Source organism: Glutamicibacter sp. 363 (assembly GCF_052379505.1).
Classification (GTDB): Bacteria; Actinomycetota; Actinomycetes; order Actinomycetales; family Micrococcaceae; genus Glutamicibacter.
Map to the genome: position 1 here is coordinate 1 of NZ_JBQSYR010000019.1, position 17,362 is coordinate 17,362.

The window sequence follows — 17,362 nt, forward strand, 5'->3', positions numbered from 1 at the left end:
ATCCGCCGCCCCAATCCGGGGGCCGGATGCCGCACGCTCGCACGGGCTTACTTGAGAGAACTTACCAGCAATTACCGACAGTAGGCGCACAGATCCGCGGTTTTTGCCGATATTCGGTGAAGTTACATGGTGTGAAAGTTCACTGAAGCTCAAATTTTGAATGGATCCATCCCTTCATTCGCTTCAATAAAGATCTTCCAAACGGGGTCCATAAGCCGCTTCTGTCGAGTGACTTTTGCCGGTCTGGCCAGCGCAGATTCGCCTTTTGAGAGGAACCGCGGACCGAGATAGATCCCCCGGGGACTTGCTGGTATCCCGGGGTTTAGCGCCGCTTCCACGAGGGATACCGAACCTTCATGTTTGCCCTGCGCGAAACTGGCCTGCATTTGGTCCCGGACCCGCTTGAAATAGGGCGGTTCGTTGATTCCAGGCACAGGGAGGGTCAATCCCGAAATGGAATATCCGGGGTGTACCGCGACGGCGCGCGACGGCCACGAAAGCTGTTTCAGGCGGTGGTCCATGGCTAAAGTGAATGCTTGAACCGCCGCCTTGGATTGGGCGTAGGCCCGATAGGCGTGGTAGCCGTGATCCAGCGCTAAGTTATTTGGGTCTGTTTTCAGCAACAGCGTAGACACCGATCCGAGGCCGATCAAACGCATCGGCCGGCTGCGGAAATTTTCGGCGAGCTCCCCTACTAGTCGGGCGTGTCCCAAGAAGTTTGTGCTCATCGTTGACTCGTATCCCAGGCTGCCGGCCACCCGGGTTGCCGGGGTGCGAATCATCCCGGCATTGGCGATTAAGATATCTAGCTCCCGATGACGCAAAATGCTTCCAAGTGCCGTTGCAGATTCTAGGGATGAGGCTTCGAAGGGAAGATACTCTAATTTCGCGTGGGGTACACGACGTTGGATCTCTTTCATGGCCACCTCGGCCTTCGCTTCATTACGACAGGCGAGCACCACATGGGCGCCGCTTTCTGCCAGTGCGAGGCTGGTGAAGAATCCAAGGCCGGAATTGGCGCCGGTTACGACGGCGGCTTTCCCTGCTCCGAGGCCAGCCCAACGGGCTCGATTGGCGTACACGTCATGGTGCGGCGTTCCATAGCCTAAGCGGTCCAGGGTTCCGGCACGGGCTTCAATGCTCATGGCTCAACGCTACTATGCCTTGCCCTGCAGATCGCGGTGCCAGCAGCCCAGCCTACCGTGCCCTGTTGCCGGTCTGTGCTGGGGATGCCACCATGGAAGGGTGAGCAGCAAACCGGAGAAATCGGGACAGCACGCAGCGTTGAATGCCGCCCGCTATCAAATGGCCGCCGCCTCCGATGTGCCGGTTCCGGTAGACGAGTATGCCGAGAAAACGGGCAAGCCAAGTGTCACCGGACCGGCGCGTACACCCCTGCAATATTATGCCCAAGATGAAGCATGGGAAGTTGCAAATAGCGCCTTGGATGAGGCTTTCGCTCGCGGAGAGTTCGATAACCTGCCCTTGGCTGGCAAGAATATTGACCACATCACGGCCACTACCGATCCAGACTGGTGGTTAAAATCTATGATGCATCGAGAGCAGCTCTCCGGTCTCGGTCCGCCGGCCTTGACCTTGCGTGTTGAAGACGAACAACTACACCAGACCCTAGATAGCCTGCCCACTACCGCCGCGGTACGCGAACACCTCGCCGATTTTAATCAGCGCATAGTCGACGCTCGCCGCCAGTTACTCGGCGGTCCACCGGTGGTCACCAAACTGCGCGATATCCAGGCCGAGGTGCAGGCCTGGACAGCACGCCGAACCGTCCAGCATGTTGAACCGAGGCAGCAAACGGCTACGCCGAGGCGTTGGTGGTCGCGTCGCAAGTAGCTGGCGGATTAAAAGACGAATGCCGCCTCACACCCTTGCGGGATTGAGGCGGCATTCGCGCTAGAAAGCTAAAGCCGTAAGACTTTGTGGCTTACCAGGAAGACTTGGTGATGCCCGGAAGCTCACCACGGTGTGCCATGTCGCGGAAGCGAACACGGGAGATACCGAACTTCTGGAAGGTACCACGCGGACGGCCGTCGATGGAGTCGCGGTTGCGGACGCGGATCGGCGAAGCATCGCGTGGAAGCTTCTGCAGACCAACGCGTGCAGCCTCGCGGGCTTCATCGGTTGCGTTCGGGTCAACCAAGGTCTTCTTCAGTTCGAGGCGCTTCTCAGCGTAACGCTCGACGATGACCTTGCGCTGTTCGTTCTTTGCGATTTTGGACTTCTTGGCCATGTCTTAGCGCTCCTCTCGGAATTCAACGTGCTTACGGACAACTGGGTCGTACTTCTTCAGAACCATGCGGTCTGGATCGTTACGACGGTTCTTGCGGGTCACGTAAGTGAATCCGGTACCGGCGGTCGACTTCAGCTTGATGATAGGACGTACGTCCTTATCCTTCTTTGCCATATTAGAGCTTCACACCCTTCGCAAGCATGTCGGCAACAACAGCGTCGATGCCACGAACGTCAATGAGCTTGATGCCCTTAACCGAAAGGGTCAAGGTCACGTTGCGGCGCAGGGACGGAACCCAGTAGCGCTTCTTCTGGATGTTCGGATCGAAACGACGCTTGTTGCGACGGTGCGAGTGGGAGATGCTATGTCCGAAGCCCGGGGTAGTACCGGTTACCTGGCAAACAGCTGCCATGATCACTCCTTAGTTAGTTAGTAGTAAAATTCGGCGGTTCTCGCGCGCAGTGTCTTTACCGAAATAACGACACCACTTAGTGCGTTATGAGCCCCGCCAACCAGTGAAACACCGTTAATACTGCACACTAGGAAGGTAACCAGGCTGGGTGAGAACCAACCGAAGAGCCTTAAAGTATGTAAGTCGGTGAACTTTGCAACCGGTTGAGCAATTTCCCCGTACTCAGATGGTCGCAATATTCGGTATTACGGGCTACGCGTACCCGCTGCTCCACCGAAATGGCGGCACAACGAAACACGCGATTAACGCGCTATAAGAATATCTGGGATTGCTCAGGGAGCCAAATCGGAGGTGGAATCCTCTAAGACCCAGTGATCCGCGTCCAAAACCTTCACAACCTTGCGCGAAATCCTCGCAAGATCCTTAACGTCCTTGTCATCCAAGGTTTCGAGGAGAAGTGCGCGGACGGTGGCGACGTGATGCGGCGCCATCTTGACCACCGCGTCCCAACCTTCCTTGGTTAATGAGGCGATCTTCACACGTGCGTCTCCGGCAGATTGAGCACGCACCACCCATCCGCGCTTCTCCAGCTTCTTCACCACATGGGACAAGCGCGACAGTGAAGCGCTGGTGCGGGCGGCAAGATCGGTCATGGTCAGTTCACGGTCTGGCGTCTCGGAGAGCATCGCCAGCATATGGTAATCGAAGAGAGTGATCCCTTCGAGGCCTTGAAGGTCTGAATCTAATGCGGCGGGCAGCAATGACATCATTGTGTTCAGCCCCAGCCAGGCCTTTCGCTCTTGAGCAGAAAGCCAGACGACCTGTTCACCCATGTATTTTCACACCATTCCTCTACCGCACGCGCAGTAAGTCGCTACCACATTGTGGGAATATTCTAATCGGTTGAATCCTACCCTGTCCCCTGCCGGATACCGAGGCCAGCTCTGCTCCGGCAATACGGCAGGTCAGTGGCAGCGAGGTGCCAGACTTCGTCCGCTGCGCCACGATGCTCACGAAGGTCTAGCTCAGCGAACGCCGCAAAACCTTGGGGCCTCAATGCTTCAGACCGCTGTTCGAGAACTAATCGGAGAATAGCACCGAGTGCCGCAGCACAATCCGTTGCCAGCGGTCTGCCTGGTGGTTCTCGCAGATCCAGTCCCAATTGTTTGCCCTAACCGGCAAAGCCCGCCAGTTCCTCAACGCGAAGGAACTGGCGGGTGTTATGGCATTCTTATGCCGCGCTAAACCTGCGCTAGACGTTTCCGCTTTCGATAGGCCATCACCTGTCCAATGACTACTACCAGCAACGCGGTGATGAACATTGCCGAACCGATGACGTTGGCCTGGGCCGGAATGCCACGCGTTGCCGCAACATAAATGAACTTCGGGAAGGTCTGGAACGTTCCGGAGTTGAAGTTCGTGATGATGAAATCGTCAAAACTCATCGCGAAGGACAGCAGCGCTGCCGCAACGATGCCGGGCACCAACAACGGGAAGGTGACCTTCAAGAAGGCGGCCCGTGGGGTGGAGTACAGGTCAGCTGCTGCTTCTTCCAGACGCGGATCCAGCGAAGAGACTCGCGCCCGAACAGTCACGATCACAAAGGACATGCAGAACACCGAATGTGCGATCACGATCGTGGTGTATCCCAACTCCCACCCCAGGTTCAGGAACTGTGCCAGGAGCGAAGCGCCGAGAACAACTTCCGGGGTTGCCAGGGGAAGAATGATCAGCACGTCGGTCAGCTTGCGGAAACGGAACTTGTAGCGCACCAGGCCGATGGCAATGCAGGTACCCAGCGCGGTGGACACGAGCGTGGCAACCACGCCGATCTGCAAGGAATTGACCAAGGATTCGCAAACGGCCGGCGCACCGCAGGGGTTCTGCCAGTTGTCCAGGGTAAATCCGCGCCATTCAAGGTTCGTACGTCCCGCATCATTGAATGAGAAGACGAAGATGTACGCGATCGGAACCAGCAGGTAGATGAAAGCCAGTCCAGCAATGGCGGGAATGATCCAGCGCCCTATTTTTTGTTTCATCATTGCCTCCTACATCAATTCCTTGGTTCCGAAACGCCGGATATAGATCGTGACCAGCACCAAGATCGAGAGCATCAGCACGAAGCTCAGCGCCGCGGCTCCCGGATAGTCGATGACCCGGAAGAATCGTGAATCGATGACTTGTCCGATCATCGTGGTGTTTCGGTTGTTGCCCAGCAGCGCGGCATTCACGTAGTCGCCGGCCGCCGGGATGAAGGTCAAGAGCGTGCCGGCGAACACACCCGGCGCGGACAACGGCAGCGTCACCCGAAAGAACGAGGTCATCGGCCCGGCATAAAGATCCCCGGAGGCTTCCAACAGTCTCGTATCCAAACGGCCGAGGTTCGCATAGATCGGAAGCACCATGAAGGGCAGGAAGTTATAGGTCAAACCGGCCACCACGGCAAATGGGGTGGCGGTCAGGTGCGCTTCCGCGGGCAGGATCGCAAGGAATTTCAATGTTTGCGCCACGAAACCTTCATCGGCCAGGATTTGTTTCCACGCCTGGGTACGCAGAATGAAGCTGGAGAAGAACGGCGCGATCAGCAAGACCAGCAAGATGCCTTGAAGCAAGCCATGCTGGCGCAAGCGCACGGCGACGAGGTAGGCCATCGGATAGCCGATCAGCAGTGCCAGCACCGTGGCAATGAGCGCGAAACCGAAGGAGCGCAATAAGTCGGGCCAGTATGCCTCGAGCACGGTCGCATAATTTCGGAATTCAAGTGCCGGGACGAACTCGCCGATGCCGGCGCCTTCCGGTCTCGCGTACAGCGACATCGACAGCAGCACCATGACCGGAACTGCGAAGAACAATAGAAGCAGCAGCATACCGGGCACAACCAGGTACACCCCGGTTCGTCCCTTGCGGCGTTCGGCCTTGATCTCGTCCCGGCTGCGCAGGTCCGAGATCTTTCCTTTCTTGGTCATCACCGTATTGCTCATGTTTTATCAACTCCGGCATTGACAAGTTCATCGCCGGCCAGGCCGAAGGAGTGCGCGCTATCCCAGCTGAGATACACGGTGTTCCCTACTTCCGCCGCTTGTTGTCCACGGTTTTGCGCGAAAGTTCCGATTCGTCCAATGCCAGCCACGTCAATGAGATACTCGGTGGTGGTTCCGGTGAACGACACATCGATAACCTCACCGCTGAGCTCGTTGTACCCCGTCGCCTCGGTGGGTGCTTCATGGTTCAAGTGCAGCTTCTCCGGGCGCACTCCGACAACGATCTCTCCCTCGTGTTGCACGGCCCGGTCCACGGCAACGAGTATTTTGTGCCCGGAGGCCGCAACTTCCAGCAGTCCGTCTCGTTCCCCGGTAACCGTTCCGCGCATAAGGTTCGATTTTCCCAGGAAGTTTGCCACAAAGGCTGTTTTAGGAAGTTCGTATAGATCGCGCGGCGCCCCCATCTGTTCGATTCGCCCTTCGTTCATCACCGCGACGACATCCGCCATGGTCATGGCCTCTTCCTGGTCGTGTGTCACGTGGATGAAGGTCAGGCCGACTTCGGTTTGAATGGATTTGAGTTCTATTTGCATCTGCCGGCGCAGCTTCATATCGAGGGCACCGAGCGGCTCGTCAAGCAGCAACACCTGGGGGCGGTTCACCAGTGCCCGGGCCAAGGCGACACGCTGTTGCTGTCCGCCGGATAGCTGCTCGGGGCGGCGGTTTGCAAGGTGCGCTAGTTCCACCATGTCGAGTCCGGCCTTGGCTTTTTCCATGGCCTGCTTATCCTTTTTGCGCTTCAGCCCGAAAGCCACGTTTTCCAGCACCGTCATATGCGGGAAGAGCGCATAGGACTGGAAGACCGTGTTGACTTCGCGTTGATGGCTCGGTAGCGCGGTGACGTCCTTGCCACCGATAGAAATCTCGCCTTCGCTTGGCGCTTCCAATCCAGCGATCATGCGCAGGGTGGTTGACTTGCCGCAGCCGGAAGGTCCGAGCAAGGCGAAAAATGTTCCGGAGGGAACCGTGAGGTCCAGGTCTTTGACCGCAATAAATTCCGCGAAGCGTTTGGTGACGCCTTTAAGATGCAGGTCCGCGCCCTCGCTGCGCGGCAGTTCCACCTGCTTGATCGATGGTTCTGCGGTGTTGGTATTCATCACGTTCTATACCCCAATTACTTCTTGGAACTGGTTTTGGAAGTCGTTTTCTTCTTCGACCGACAGTTCGCGTTCCGTGCTTGCATTGTTCAGGAAATCATCGGTTGGGAATATCAGCGGATCGTTGACCAGATCCGGGTCGATTCTTTCCATTTCTTCTTGCGCTCCAACCACAGGGCACAAATAGTTGACGTAGGCGGCGACCTCCGCCGCGACATCTGGCTGGTAATAGAAATCCATCAGCTTTTCAGCATTTTTCTTATGCGTTGCACCGATGGGAACCGTGAAATTATCCGACCAGATTAATCCACCGCGCTCGGGCATGATGAACTCCCACTTGTTGCCCTCCTCATAGTTCAACTGCGTAATATCGCCGGAGTAGGCGATCCCGGCCAAGGCATCGCCTGAGATCAGGTCCTGCTTATAGGAGTTGCCCTTAACCTGGCGGATCTGTCCGTTTTGGATATTCTTCTCCACGATTTCGATCGCGCCGGAGAATTCTTCCTGGCCCCATTGGCCCGTGATATCGATACTCTGGTCAAGGAGCAGAAGCGGCATGGTATCGCGCATCTCGTCGAGTAGCGTCACTCGGCCCTTGAGCTCAGGAGCCCAGAGGTCTGCAACGTTGCGCAGCCCCTTGGGGAACTCTTCCTTATTCCAGACCAGGCCGGTGTAACCGGACTGCCAGGTCAGCGACTTGGTGCGTCCCGGGTCGAAGCGGACATCGTTCAGGCTGGGAAGCAGATTCTTCAGGTTCGGAATATTTGCGTGGTCAAGATCCTGGACGTATCCCAGCCTGATCACCCGTTCGGTCATCCAGTCGGTGAGCACCATCAGGTCTTGGCCGATATCTTGCCCGGAGGCCAGCTGCGACTGCACCTTGCCGTAGTAGGAATCATTCGAGTCGATGTCTTCGACGTAGCGCACATCCAAACCGCTGGACTTCTTAAACTGTTCCAGCGTTGGATAGTGCTTGGCCTTGTCGTCGTAGTCCAGGTACAGGGTCCAGTTTGCCCATCGAACGAGTTTTTCGGTATCCGAAATATCTATTCCCGGGGTTAATGCCTGTGCCGGACCGCTGCTGGCCCCTTTGGTTCCGCAGGCGCTGAGCAGTCCAGCGAGCGCAAGGCCTGCCGCCCCGGCAAGAACCCCCCGCCGGCTGGCTTGCGCCTGCCCGATGGCTTGGGCAAGTCGGCCTCGTTGCTCATTGATGGCGCGTTGGCGTGACATATACGTACCCCTAGGCTCCAATCGCGCTTTGGAATTCACTGCCGAGGGTGTTTTCCTCATCAGCACTCAACGAACGGAAGACATGTGCATGGCTCAGGTCTTCGTCTGTCGGGAAGATCAGCGGGTTGTCCACCAGGCTCGGATCGATCTTTTCCATTTCTTCCTTGGCGCCGACAACTGGGCAGATGAAGTTCACATAGGCTGCCACTTCCGCGGCAACTTTCGGGTCGTAGTAGAAGTTCATGAGCTCTTCGGCGTTGCTCTTTCGCGGTGAAGCGATGGGAACCATCAAGTTATCGCTCCACAGGGCTCCGCCTGCCTCCGGGATGACGAATTCCCATTGGTCATCGTTTTCGAAGTTCATCTGCACTATGTCCCCGGACCAGACAACGCCTGCCACCGCATCGCCGGAGATGAAGTCCTCCTTGTAGGAGTTGCCTTTAACCTGTCGGATCTGGCCGTTGCCGATATTCTTGCGCAGATCATCCAGTGCTGTACCGAATTCCGCTTCACCCCACGAACCGGTGATGTCAACGCCATTCTCCAACATCAGCAGGCCCATGGTGTCGCGCATTTCGTCGAGCACCGTGATGCGGCCCTTGAGCGCAGGATCCCAAAGATCCGAGACGCTCTTCAGGCCCTTCGGGAACTTCTTCTTGTTCCACGCGATTCCGGCGTAGCCGGTCTGCCAGGTCAGCGAATTCTTTCGTCCAGGGTCGAAGTCGACATTTTGGAGATTCGGCAGCAAATTGGCCATGTTCGGGATGTTCGCATGATCCAGCTCTTGGGTGTATCCCTGGCGGATGATGCGCCCCGCCATCCAGTCGGTGAGCGTAATCAGATCCTGTCCAATATCCTGGCCGGCATTGAGCTGGCCTTGCACCTTGCCGTAATAGGTGTCGTTGCCGTCGATGTCTTCGACGTAATTGACGCTGATTCCGGTCTGCTTCGTGAACTGGTCAAGGGTGGGGTAGGTCTTCTCCTTGTCGTCGTAGTCCAAGTACAAGGTCCAGTTGGCCCAATTGACCGTGGGGTCGGTTTCCGAAATGTCTTTGACGGTAGCCGCTGGCCCGTTGCCGCCACCGCCCGTTCCTCCGGTTCCGCAAGCTGCCAGCAAGCCGGTAAGCCCCAGTGCGCCGGCTGCCCCCAGCACGCCGCGTCGAGACATCGATCGCTGGCTCATCGCTTGCACGAGAGCTCGGATCTTTGGATCTTCAGGAAGTTGTCCTCGCGAGTGAGACATGGATCCGCCCTAACTTGAATTGTCCGAATTGTTGGGTGGCTGTGATGTGCCACACAACATATCAATGACGTTCATAATGTCAGTTCTTCGCTGGCGAAACAAGGGATGGACGCAAGAATCCTTGTTAATTTCGTGTTTCCAATGCTGGAAACAATCAAAATTTCCCCCTTTCGCAACTGGATCAGTAGCTGTAGGGTCGGTGCTATACCCAAAACGCTGGAAGCTTTTGGGTGGCGAATACGCATCGAAAGACCTGGGAGGTCGATACCGAATGACCATGCCACCGAATGGCCACGCGCCGGCGGTAATCGATGAGATTTCCAAGGAAATCATCGAACAGCTGCAAGAAGACGGCCGTCGATCCTACGCGGCGATAGGCAAAGCTGTGGGTCTGAGCGAAGCTGCAGTACGTCAACGCGTGCAGAAATTGGTGGACAGTCGAGCCATGCAAATTGTGGCGGTAACCAACCCATTGGAGCTGGGCTTCACCCGTCAAGCAATGATCGGAATTACCGCGTCAAGCGACATCAACGGGACCGCGGACCGCATCGCAGCGGTTCAAGAAGTGGACTACTGCGTGGTGACCGCAGGAAGCGCCGACATCCTGGCCGAAGTCATTTGTTCCAGCGATGAAGACCTCCTGCGCGTGATCAGCAAGATCCGCGGCACCGAAGGCGTCGTCAGCACGAATACGTACACGTACCTTTCTTTGAAAAAACAGGAATACAACTGGGGAACACGATGAGTACAACTCCACGCGGTACCGATCGCCAGCAGGCAGCTCGCGATCATCTTTGGATGCATATGGCCCGCCACTCAGGCCTTCACAATGGTGGCAATGTGCCAATTATTTCCCGCGGCGAGGGGCACAAGATCTATGACGGTCAGGGCAAGGAATACATTGACGGACTCTCGGGCCTGTTTGTCGTCAACGCCGGACACGGGCGCGCCGAGCTTGCGCAGGCGGCCGCCAAACAGGCCGAAAAGTTGGCTTTCATGCCGCTTTGGTCCTACGCGCACGAGCCCGCAATCGACCTGGCCGAGCGGTTAGCACACTATGCACCGGGAGACCTGAACAGGGTCTTTTTCACTACCGGTGGCGGCGAAGCGGTGGAATCGGCTTTTAAGCTTGCCAAGCAACATTTCAAGATGAAGGGCCTGCCAGGAAAAACCAAGGTCATTTCACGCGCCTTGGCCTACCACGGCACTCCGCAAGGTGCGTTGGCGATTACTTCCTTGCCGGATATGAAGACACCCTTCGAGCCGCTGGTTCCGGGAACCTTCAGGGTTCCGAATACCAACTTCTATCGAGCACCGGAAATGTTTGCGGACAATGAAAAGGACTTCGGGCTGTGGGCGGCGGAAAGAATCCGCGAGGCTATCGAGTTCGAGGGCCCCGACACCGTCGCGGCGGTTTTCCTGGAACCGGTGCAGAACTCCGGCGGTTGTTTCCCACCGCCTCCGGGGTACTTCGATCGCGTACGCGAAATCTGCGACGAGCACGATGTGCTACTCGTTTCAGACGAAACCATCTGCGCTTTCGGCCGCATCGGTTCGATGTTCGCTTGCAATGACTTCGGCTACGTCCCGGATATCATCACCTCGGCGAAGGCGCTCACCAGCGGCTACGCGCCCCTGGGCGTCATGGTGGTTTCGGACAAGCTCTTCGAGCCATTCACCAAGGGCGACACCACGTTCTATCACGGCTACACCTTTGGCGGCCACCCTGTGGCGGCAGCCGTAGCCATGGCAAACCTCGACATTTTCGAGCGCGAGGGACTCAACCAGAACGTCAAGAACAATGCCGAGAACTTCAAGTCGACCCTGGACAAACTCAAGGACTTGGATATCGTCGGCGACGTTCGCGGTGCCGGGTACTTCTACGGGATCGAACTGGTCAAGGACAAGAGCACCAAGGAGACCTTCAACGACGAAGAATCCGAACGGCTGCTCCGCCAGTACCTCTCCCCTGCGTTATGGGAGGCCGGGTTGTACTGCCGCGCCGATGACCGAGGAGACCCAGTCATCCAGCTTGCGCCCCCGCTAACCATCGCGCAACCGGAATTCGATGAAATCGAATCGATCTTGCGGGCGGTGCTCTCTGAGGCCGCCAACAAGATCTAGTCGATACCAAGGTAACCGGTTCCAACCCGGATATAGCGATCGGTTCCGTCACGGAGCCGGTCGCTATATTTATCTGGGAGTCGGTTTTATCGGTGCGCCGCAGCCCGCGCCGCAGCCAGCCGATTGAGCGCCAGCGCGCCGACCAGCAGTCCGAAGTCGCGCAAGGCAACATCAAAGTACCCGGGCAGGATCAGCAAGTTCACGATGATCCCCAGTAGCCAGAGGCTCACCACGAGAGAACCCAGTTTGGGCCGCAGAGCCACCAAGAGGCCGGCGGCAATTTCCACGATGCCGACGGCGTACATGAACTGTTGGGCCGACACCGGAATGATGTCGGTGGCCAACGGTGCGAGGTAAACCGTCCAGTCGGTGAGCAAGTTGAAGAACTTGTCCAAGCCGAACAAGATCGGGGCCACTGTAAAGATTGTGCGCAGCAGCAAAAACGCCTGATGCTCCAATGTGCGCGAGCGGACCTCCGCTGCGCTCATAGCTGTCGAAGCCATGTCCACCCCTCCTTTCTAAAAGCAGTTAATCTGATTTTAGAACTCCGCACACTCTAAGTCAACAAAAACCAATTTTAGATTTACACTTAACTTATGCAGTTCTTTCCCCGTAAACGTTCGGTCCAGGCGGTCTCCGCACTAGCCGATCCGCTCCGCGCGAGAATCTACGAATATCTCTCCCGCGCCGCGGAGCCGGCCAGCCGCGATGCGGTAGCGCAGGCGCTGGGACTGCCACGAAATACGGTGTCATTTCAGCTTGAACGGCTGGTCAAGGAAGGCCTGCTGAGCTACGAGTTTCGCAAGCTGCGCGAAAACACCGGCCCCGGCTCGGGACGTCCCGCGAAACTGTATTCCCCGGTCGCCCAGGAGATCGAGGCGAGCGTCCCGCACCGCGAATACACCCTGGCCGCCCAAATCATGGCAAAAGCCATCGAACGGGCGACACAGGAACAACGGCCGGTCAATGAATTACTCGCCGAAGTATCGCGCGAAACCGGACGGAGCATTGCGGCCTCCAAAGACTCCCTGCAACAGATCCTGGCAAATGGCGGTTACCTGCCACAGACGGATGCCGCAGGTTCAATTCACCTCACCGATTGCCCATTCCACCAGCTTTCGGCGCAACACCGGGACACCGTATGCCTGATGAACCGAGAGCTGTTAGGGGCGGTCGTCGAATCCGGCGACGCCCTCTACCGAGCCTGTCCTGTCACACCGGAAACCGGGCATTGCTGTGTACGTTTTGATCCGCTGACCTAGCGAGCGGCAAGGCCAGGGCCAGGCCTTGCAGTATTTTCGCTTCATGCTCCGTGGTGCCCGCTGAGCCGCAGCCATCGGTGTTGTTCGGCTTCTCCATCGAGTCGTGGTTCCTCCTCTGCACGCCAAGGCATGCCCCCTTTCTTGTCTGCTAATTCAGGGTTAGGCTTGGGCCAACCAAAGGACAGGCGCAGATGCCACCAGGGCAAAACGCGCCTGGAGTGCAAAGGATCTGCCATGTGCCCGAATCCGGAACCATCAAGCGCAAGCGTCGGCGCAGCCCAAGCCCGAGAAATTGCCGAGACTTCTCGCGAGCAAGGCTGGGAACGGCCTAGCTTCGCCAAGGGCCTCTATATGGGTGAGGTAGATTTCTCGCTGATCACCCCGATGCCAGTTCCGGAACCGAAGGCCGCGGCACGAGGGGAAGAATTCCTTGCGGAGCTGAAAACTGTGCTGGATGGTTTCAACGTTTCCGGTATTGAAGAAGAGGCACGCGTACCGGATGAATACATTGCCGCGCTACGGGATGTGGGCGCGTTCGGCATGAAAATCCCTGAGGAATACGGCGGGTTGGAACTGAGCTTGCTCGACTATGGGCGCGCTTTGATGCGCGTCGGTTCGGTGTCCCCCGCACTCGGAGCGCTGCTTTCGGCGCACCAGTCCATCGGTGTCCCTGAGCCCGTGAAGCGCTTCGGCACGGAGGCCCAGAAACGCGAGTATCTGCCGCGCTGCGCAGCAGGGGAAATCAGCGCTTTTCTCCTGACCGAGAACGATGTCGGCTCCGACCCGGCGCGCTTGGGGACGCATGCAACGCTGAGCGAGGACGGTACGCACTACCAACTGGAAGGCTCGAAGCTCTGGACCACCAATGGCGTTGTGGCCGACCTGCTGGTGGTAATGGCAGCGGTGAAGCCTCACGAGGCCTGCGGAACCGAACCGGCAGGCGGAGGCGGAATTACCGCGTTCGTCGTCGAGGCGAACTCCCCGGGCATCACTGTGGAAAATCGCAACGCATTTATGGGACTACGCGGGATTGAAAACGGTGTCACCCGTTTCTCCGCCGTCAAGGTGCCGGTGGGGAACCGGCTGAGCAGAGAAGGCTCGGGACTGAAAATCGCGCTGAGCACCTTGAACACCGGACGGTTATCAATTCCCGCAATGTGCGCGGGCGCCGGGAAATGGGCCACAAAAATTGCTCGCGAATGGTCCGCAGCCAGGGTGCAATGGGGCCACCCTGTGGGCAAGCACCAGGCGGTGGCCGCCAAGCTCTCCTATATAGCGGCAAGCACCTACGCGCTGGAGGCGGTCTTTGAACTGAGCGCGAGCCTTGCCGATGCGGGAATGAAAGATGTCCGCATCGAAGCGGCACTCGCCAAGCTCTACAGTTCCGAAGCCGCGTGCAAGATTGCCGATGAGCTCATTCAGATCCGCGGTGGGCGTGGTTTCGAAACCGCCGCTTCCCAGGCCGCCCGAGGCGAACGGGCTGTCCCGGCCGAGCAGCTGCTTCGCGACCTGCGCATCAACCGCATCTTCGAGGGCTCCACCGAAATCATGCACCTGTTGATTGCCCGCGAGGCGGTGGACGCTCACCTCCAAGCCGCCGGGGCATTGGCGCAGACCGACTCCACACTGGAAGAAAAGGCCCGAGCAGCCATGGAGGCCTCCGGCTTCTATGCCCGCTGGCTGCCAAAACTGATGGTCGGAGCCGGTACCGTGCCGGGGTCCTTTGCGGACCAGGGGCCGCTGGCCAAGCACCTGCGGTACATCGAACGCAGTTCACGCCGCCTGGCACGCCAGACCTTTGCCGGAATGGCGAGGTGGCAGGCCAGCATGGAAAAGCAGCAGGTATTCCTGGGACGCATCGTGGACATCGGCGCCGAACTATTCGCCATGTCCGCAACGATCACCAAGACCTTGTCGCTCCACGATTCGGGCGCCGCTCAAAGATTCTCGGCCGAAACCCTGGCCCAGGCATTCTGCGAACAGGCAACCAAACGCTGCGAAGAGCACTTCAGCCATCTGTGGAGCAATACTACGCACCGCGACGAACAGGTTGCCGCCAAGCTCTTGGACGGTGACTTCCAATGGCTCGAAGAGGGAGTGCGTGATGTCTCGGAAGGCACCGGCCCGTGGATCGCCGAATGGTCGAAGGAACCTCGCGAGGATGTCCGCAGACCCTACGGTGTCCCCGTGCAGCGCCCCAGCAAGGACTAGCTGCGGGAGAATTCCGAAGCGCGTCGCACCTGGTCCTCGCTGAGCCGAATTCCGGTGTACTTTTCAAATTGCGCCGCCGCTTGCAAGGCGATCACCTCGGCACCGGTGATGACCTGTTTCCCCAGCTGTTCTGCGGCGCGGATCAACGGTGTCTGCGCCGGAAAAGCTACCACGTCGAAGACGGTTTCTGCGGCCGCTAGATGCGGCATTTCGAAGGCCAGTTCCTCCTGGTGCGGACCGTCCATTCCCAACGGGGTCACATTCACCAAAATATCGTGTCCAGGTTCGGGGTCGCCGACCTGATGGCGGTAGCCATACTTCGCGGCCAGTTCCTTTCCACTAGCTGCGTTGCGGGCAAGTACCGTCAATTTTTCGAATCCCGCGTCGCGGAATGCTGCGCTGACCGCCTTCGCCATGCCTCCGGATCCCCGGACCAGCACCGAGGCGTTCGGGTTCAGCCCGTGGCGGGTTATCAACGTCGCTATCGCTTCGTAATCGGTATTCGACGCGCGAAGCACACCCTGGTCATTGACGATGGTGTTCACCGATTCTATGGACGCTGCCGAGGGCTCGATGACATCCACGAGCTCCATCACCTCTTCTTTGAACGGCATCGAGATGGCACAACCGCGGATGCCCAAGGCGCGAACCCCGGCGATGGCGCCGGCCAGATCCTGGGTATCAAACGCCTTGTAGATGAAGTTCAGCCCGAGTTCCTCGTAGAGGTAATTGTGGAATCTCGTGCCGAGATTCGAAGGACGCCCCGAGAGCGAAATACACAGGGTCATATCTTTGTTCAGGATGGGCATGGGTGCTCCGTTTCTCCGCCGGCCTCGTGGTGGGTGCAACTGCTGGATCCAGTTATCCGTGCATGCGATACCAAAGCAACGCTACCTGCAAGCTGGCTCGGGATTCTGCCGAATCCAGCGATACCCCAAGCTTCTCTTCGAGCTTCGCCAACCGGGCATACAGGGTTGGCCGCGAAAGATAGCCCTGTTTGGCCAACGCGCTTTTATTGCCTGCCTGCTCCAGATATAGCTGAAGCAGCTCCAGACCGGATACATCTGGCGGGTTCAGCAGCCCGGATAGTTCGGTCATCGCGAAGCTGCGCATGCGCGCATCCTGGCCCATGGCCGAGAGCACCCCGCGCAAGCGCAGGTCCGCGAAGCGGTAGTAGGGCCGGGCCCGGGTCGGGAGGTTGGGAACGATCTCCGCGACGTGGGCCGCTTCTTCCAACCGGCGAGCGCTCGCGCTGATGCTCAATTCTTCGGCCGCCACCCCGACGGCGACCTGAGCGGAGAGCATCTCGGTCAGCTGTCGGGTGAACCGCTGCAGCGAGTTTTCCACCAGCTGCTTCGCCGCGACAGGGAGAATGACCCCGAGGTATCCGGAGCGCAGCGACCCGGCGAGCACTCCCAGACGCATGTTCTCGGCCACTTGGTCCACGACCTCCAGCACTTCTCGTTCGCGCAGCTGGATGTCCGTGGGGCTGTGGGCCTCCCCCACGGCCAGCGCGACCACCAGTGGGACATAGTGCGCTCCGGCATCCAGGCCAAGGGACTCGGCGCGTACGGCCACTTCCTTATCCGTGTAGGAGTGGTGCTGCTGCAGCTCGTGCAGCATCGAGGTGCGGGCCTGGTAGAGAAGTTCGCGCTGGTCGCGTCCGGCCAGCCGCGCGATGGTCAAGGTTTGGCCGGCGCGTTCGAGGACCAGGGCGGCGTTATGCTCGTCCTCGAGCTCGGCCGGAACCACCAGCCTGCCCCAACGGCTGCGGACCGCACCGACCGGGGTTTGCAACCAGCTCTCGGCGCCGTGGCCGCGCCCGGTCTGTTCGGCGTATCCGACGAATTTCGAGCGATTGATCCAGTGCTCCAGCACCGACTCGGCCCCGTATCCGGCACCGGCGTGGGCGAGCACATGGTGCCGGACATCTTCCAAGACCACCGGAGCCTGCAACAGCTCCGCCGTGCGCTCCACGATGCGCTGTTCGTTGGCTTCATGCAGCGAAAGTTCGGTATAGATCTCGTGGACATTTCGGGAAAATTGCACCGCGGCCAGCTGTTCCGCCACCAGGCGCTCGTGGATGACCTCGGTAATCTCCACGAAACGCACCTTCTTGCGCAGCCGGATCACCGGCAGCGCCAGGGCTTTCACCGCTTCGGCCAAGCGTGCGCCGATGCCGGCCTCCGCCTCGCCGGGATCCTCCAGCAGTTCCACCACCACCCCGGCCGCTCCGGAATCCTCCAGTTTGGTCATGAACGCACGCAGCCGCGCCACGGTGGGCTCCACATTCCGCAAGGTGGTGAGCACTACTTCCCGGCCGAAGAGCAGGTCGACGTTCTCTGCCGACTCGGTGACATGCACCCAGCGCAGCCTCACGTCGAGGTTCTTCTCCCCCGAAAGGACCAGCGGTTCGGCGTTCTGCACGACCTTCAGCGCCAGCACGTCAGCCATGGTCAGGGAACCAGTTGTTTCAGCACTCATCCGTCAA

At 58.6% G+C, this 17,362-nt stretch carries 18 protein-coding genes; 5 read left to right on the forward strand and 13 right to left on the reverse strand.

Annotated elements, in window-relative coordinates; all coding sequences use genetic code 11:
- Positions 1 to 149 precede the first annotated feature (149 nt).
- Positions 150 to 1,145 (reverse strand): SDR family NAD(P)-dependent oxidoreductase, encoded by a 996-nt coding sequence (locus ACT3UA_RS12555; RefSeq protein ID WP_444616750.1) that lies wholly within the window; start codon positions 1,143 to 1,145, stop codon positions 150 to 152.
- A 100-nt stretch (positions 1,146 to 1,245) separates the two neighbouring features.
- Between ACT3UA_RS12555 and ACT3UA_RS12560 the strand changes: the two genes are divergently transcribed.
- Positions 1,246 to 1,854 (forward strand): J-domain-containing protein, encoded by a 609-nt coding sequence (locus ACT3UA_RS12560; protein ID WP_444616752.1) that lies wholly within the window; start codon positions 1,246 to 1,248, stop codon positions 1,852 to 1,854.
- Positions 1,855 to 1,945: 91 nt separating this feature from the next.
- Here the strand turns inward: ACT3UA_RS12560 and rpsN are convergent, their stop codons facing one another.
- From rpsN to ACT3UA_RS12605, 9 genes are all read right to left on the reverse strand, one after another.
- Positions 1,946 to 2,251, reverse strand: a complete 306-nt coding sequence (gene rpsN / locus ACT3UA_RS12565) for a 30S ribosomal protein S14 (protein ID WP_060702423.1) — start codon at positions 2,249 to 2,251, stop codon at positions 1,946 to 1,948.
- Positions 2,252 to 2,254: 3 nt separating this feature from the next.
- The gene (gene rpmG / locus ACT3UA_RS12570; protein WP_022874359.1) at positions 2,255 to 2,425 is read right to left on the reverse strand and encodes a 50S ribosomal protein L33; all 171 of its coding nucleotides are present in this window, start codon (positions 2,423 to 2,425) and stop codon (positions 2,255 to 2,257) included.
- A 1-nt stretch (position 2,426) separates the two neighbouring features.
- Positions 2,427 to 2,663, reverse strand: a complete 237-nt coding sequence (rpmB, locus tag ACT3UA_RS12575; protein ID WP_096283268.1) for a 50S ribosomal protein L28 — start codon at positions 2,661 to 2,663, stop codon at positions 2,427 to 2,429.
- A gap of 332 nt (positions 2,664 to 2,995) precedes the next feature.
- Positions 2,996 to 3,496, reverse strand: coding sequence for a MarR family winged helix-turn-helix transcriptional regulator (locus ACT3UA_RS12580; protein ID WP_096283267.1), 501 nt, complete (start codon positions 3,494 to 3,496; stop codon positions 2,996 to 2,998).
- A 408-nt stretch (positions 3,497 to 3,904) separates the two neighbouring features.
- Positions 3,905 to 4,702 (reverse strand): ABC transporter permease, encoded by a 798-nt coding sequence (locus ACT3UA_RS12585; RefSeq protein ID WP_096283532.1) that lies wholly within the window; start codon positions 4,700 to 4,702, stop codon positions 3,905 to 3,907.
- Positions 4,703 to 4,711: 9 nt separating this feature from the next.
- Positions 4,712 to 5,644, reverse strand: coding sequence for an ABC transporter permease (locus ACT3UA_RS12590; protein WP_217990332.1), 933 nt, complete (start codon positions 5,642 to 5,644; stop codon positions 4,712 to 4,714).
- On the reverse strand, positions 5,641 to 6,801 hold the full coding sequence (locus tag ACT3UA_RS12595) for an ABC transporter ATP-binding protein (protein ID WP_444616826.1): 1,161 nt from the start codon (positions 6,799 to 6,801) through the stop codon (positions 5,641 to 5,643). Before ACT3UA_RS12595 ends, ACT3UA_RS12590 begins: the two co-directional genes overlap by 4 nt.
- A gap of 6 nt (positions 6,802 to 6,807) precedes the next feature.
- Positions 6,808 to 8,031 (reverse strand): ABC transporter substrate-binding protein, encoded by a 1,224-nt coding sequence (locus ACT3UA_RS12600; protein ID WP_444616757.1) that lies wholly within the window; start codon positions 8,029 to 8,031, stop codon positions 6,808 to 6,810.
- 10 nt (positions 8,032 to 8,041) lie between these two features.
- The gene (locus ACT3UA_RS12605; RefSeq protein ID WP_444616759.1) at positions 8,042 to 9,274 is read right to left on the reverse strand and encodes an ABC transporter substrate-binding protein; all 1,233 of its coding nucleotides are present in this window, start codon (positions 9,272 to 9,274) and stop codon (positions 8,042 to 8,044) included.
- Between the two features lie 271 nt (positions 9,275 to 9,545).
- Between ACT3UA_RS12605 and ACT3UA_RS12610 the strand changes: the two genes are divergently transcribed.
- Together ACT3UA_RS12610 and ACT3UA_RS12615 are read left to right on the forward strand one after the other, a co-directional pair.
- Positions 9,546 to 10,019: an Lrp/AsnC family transcriptional regulator gene (locus ACT3UA_RS12610; RefSeq protein WP_444616761.1), complete on the forward strand. Its 474-nt coding sequence runs from the start codon at positions 9,546 to 9,548 to the stop codon at positions 10,017 to 10,019.
- A complete protein-coding gene (locus ACT3UA_RS12615) occupies positions 10,016 to 11,398 on the forward strand; it encodes an aspartate aminotransferase family protein (protein ID WP_096283263.1) in 1,383 nt (460 codons plus the stop codon). Before ACT3UA_RS12610 ends, ACT3UA_RS12615 begins: the two co-directional genes overlap by 4 nt.
- An 86-nt stretch (positions 11,399 to 11,484) precedes the next feature.
- On the opposite strand, the gene ACT3UA_RS12620 is transcribed toward ACT3UA_RS12615, so the two are convergent.
- Positions 11,485 to 11,901 (reverse strand): hypothetical protein, encoded by a 417-nt coding sequence (locus ACT3UA_RS12620; RefSeq protein WP_096283262.1) that lies wholly within the window; start codon positions 11,899 to 11,901, stop codon positions 11,485 to 11,487.
- A 93-nt stretch (positions 11,902 to 11,994) separates the two neighbouring features.
- On the opposite strand from ACT3UA_RS12620, the gene ACT3UA_RS12625 reads away from it, so the two are divergent.
- The gene (locus ACT3UA_RS12625) at positions 11,995 to 12,660 is read left to right on the forward strand and encodes a helix-turn-helix transcriptional regulator (protein WP_096283261.1); all 666 of its coding nucleotides are present in this window, start codon (positions 11,995 to 11,997) and stop codon (positions 12,658 to 12,660) included.
- A gap of 234 nt (positions 12,661 to 12,894) precedes the next feature.
- Positions 12,895 to 14,871 (forward strand): acyl-CoA dehydrogenase family protein, encoded by a 1,977-nt coding sequence (locus tag ACT3UA_RS12630; protein ID WP_096283260.1) that lies wholly within the window; start codon positions 12,895 to 12,897, stop codon positions 14,869 to 14,871.
- Here the strand turns inward: ACT3UA_RS12630 and ACT3UA_RS12635 are convergent.
- Positions 14,868 to 15,680, reverse strand: a complete 813-nt coding sequence (locus ACT3UA_RS12635) for a shikimate 5-dehydrogenase (protein ID WP_444616765.1) — start codon at positions 15,678 to 15,680, stop codon at positions 14,868 to 14,870. The genes ACT3UA_RS12630 and ACT3UA_RS12635 overlap by 4 nt on opposite strands.
- Positions 15,681 to 15,732: 52 nt before the next feature.
- Entirely contained in the window at positions 15,733 to 17,355 is a 1,623-nt protein-coding gene (locus ACT3UA_RS12640) for a PucR family transcriptional regulator (RefSeq protein ID WP_096283258.1), read from the reverse strand.
- Between the last annotated feature and the right edge of the window lie 7 nt (positions 17,356 to 17,362).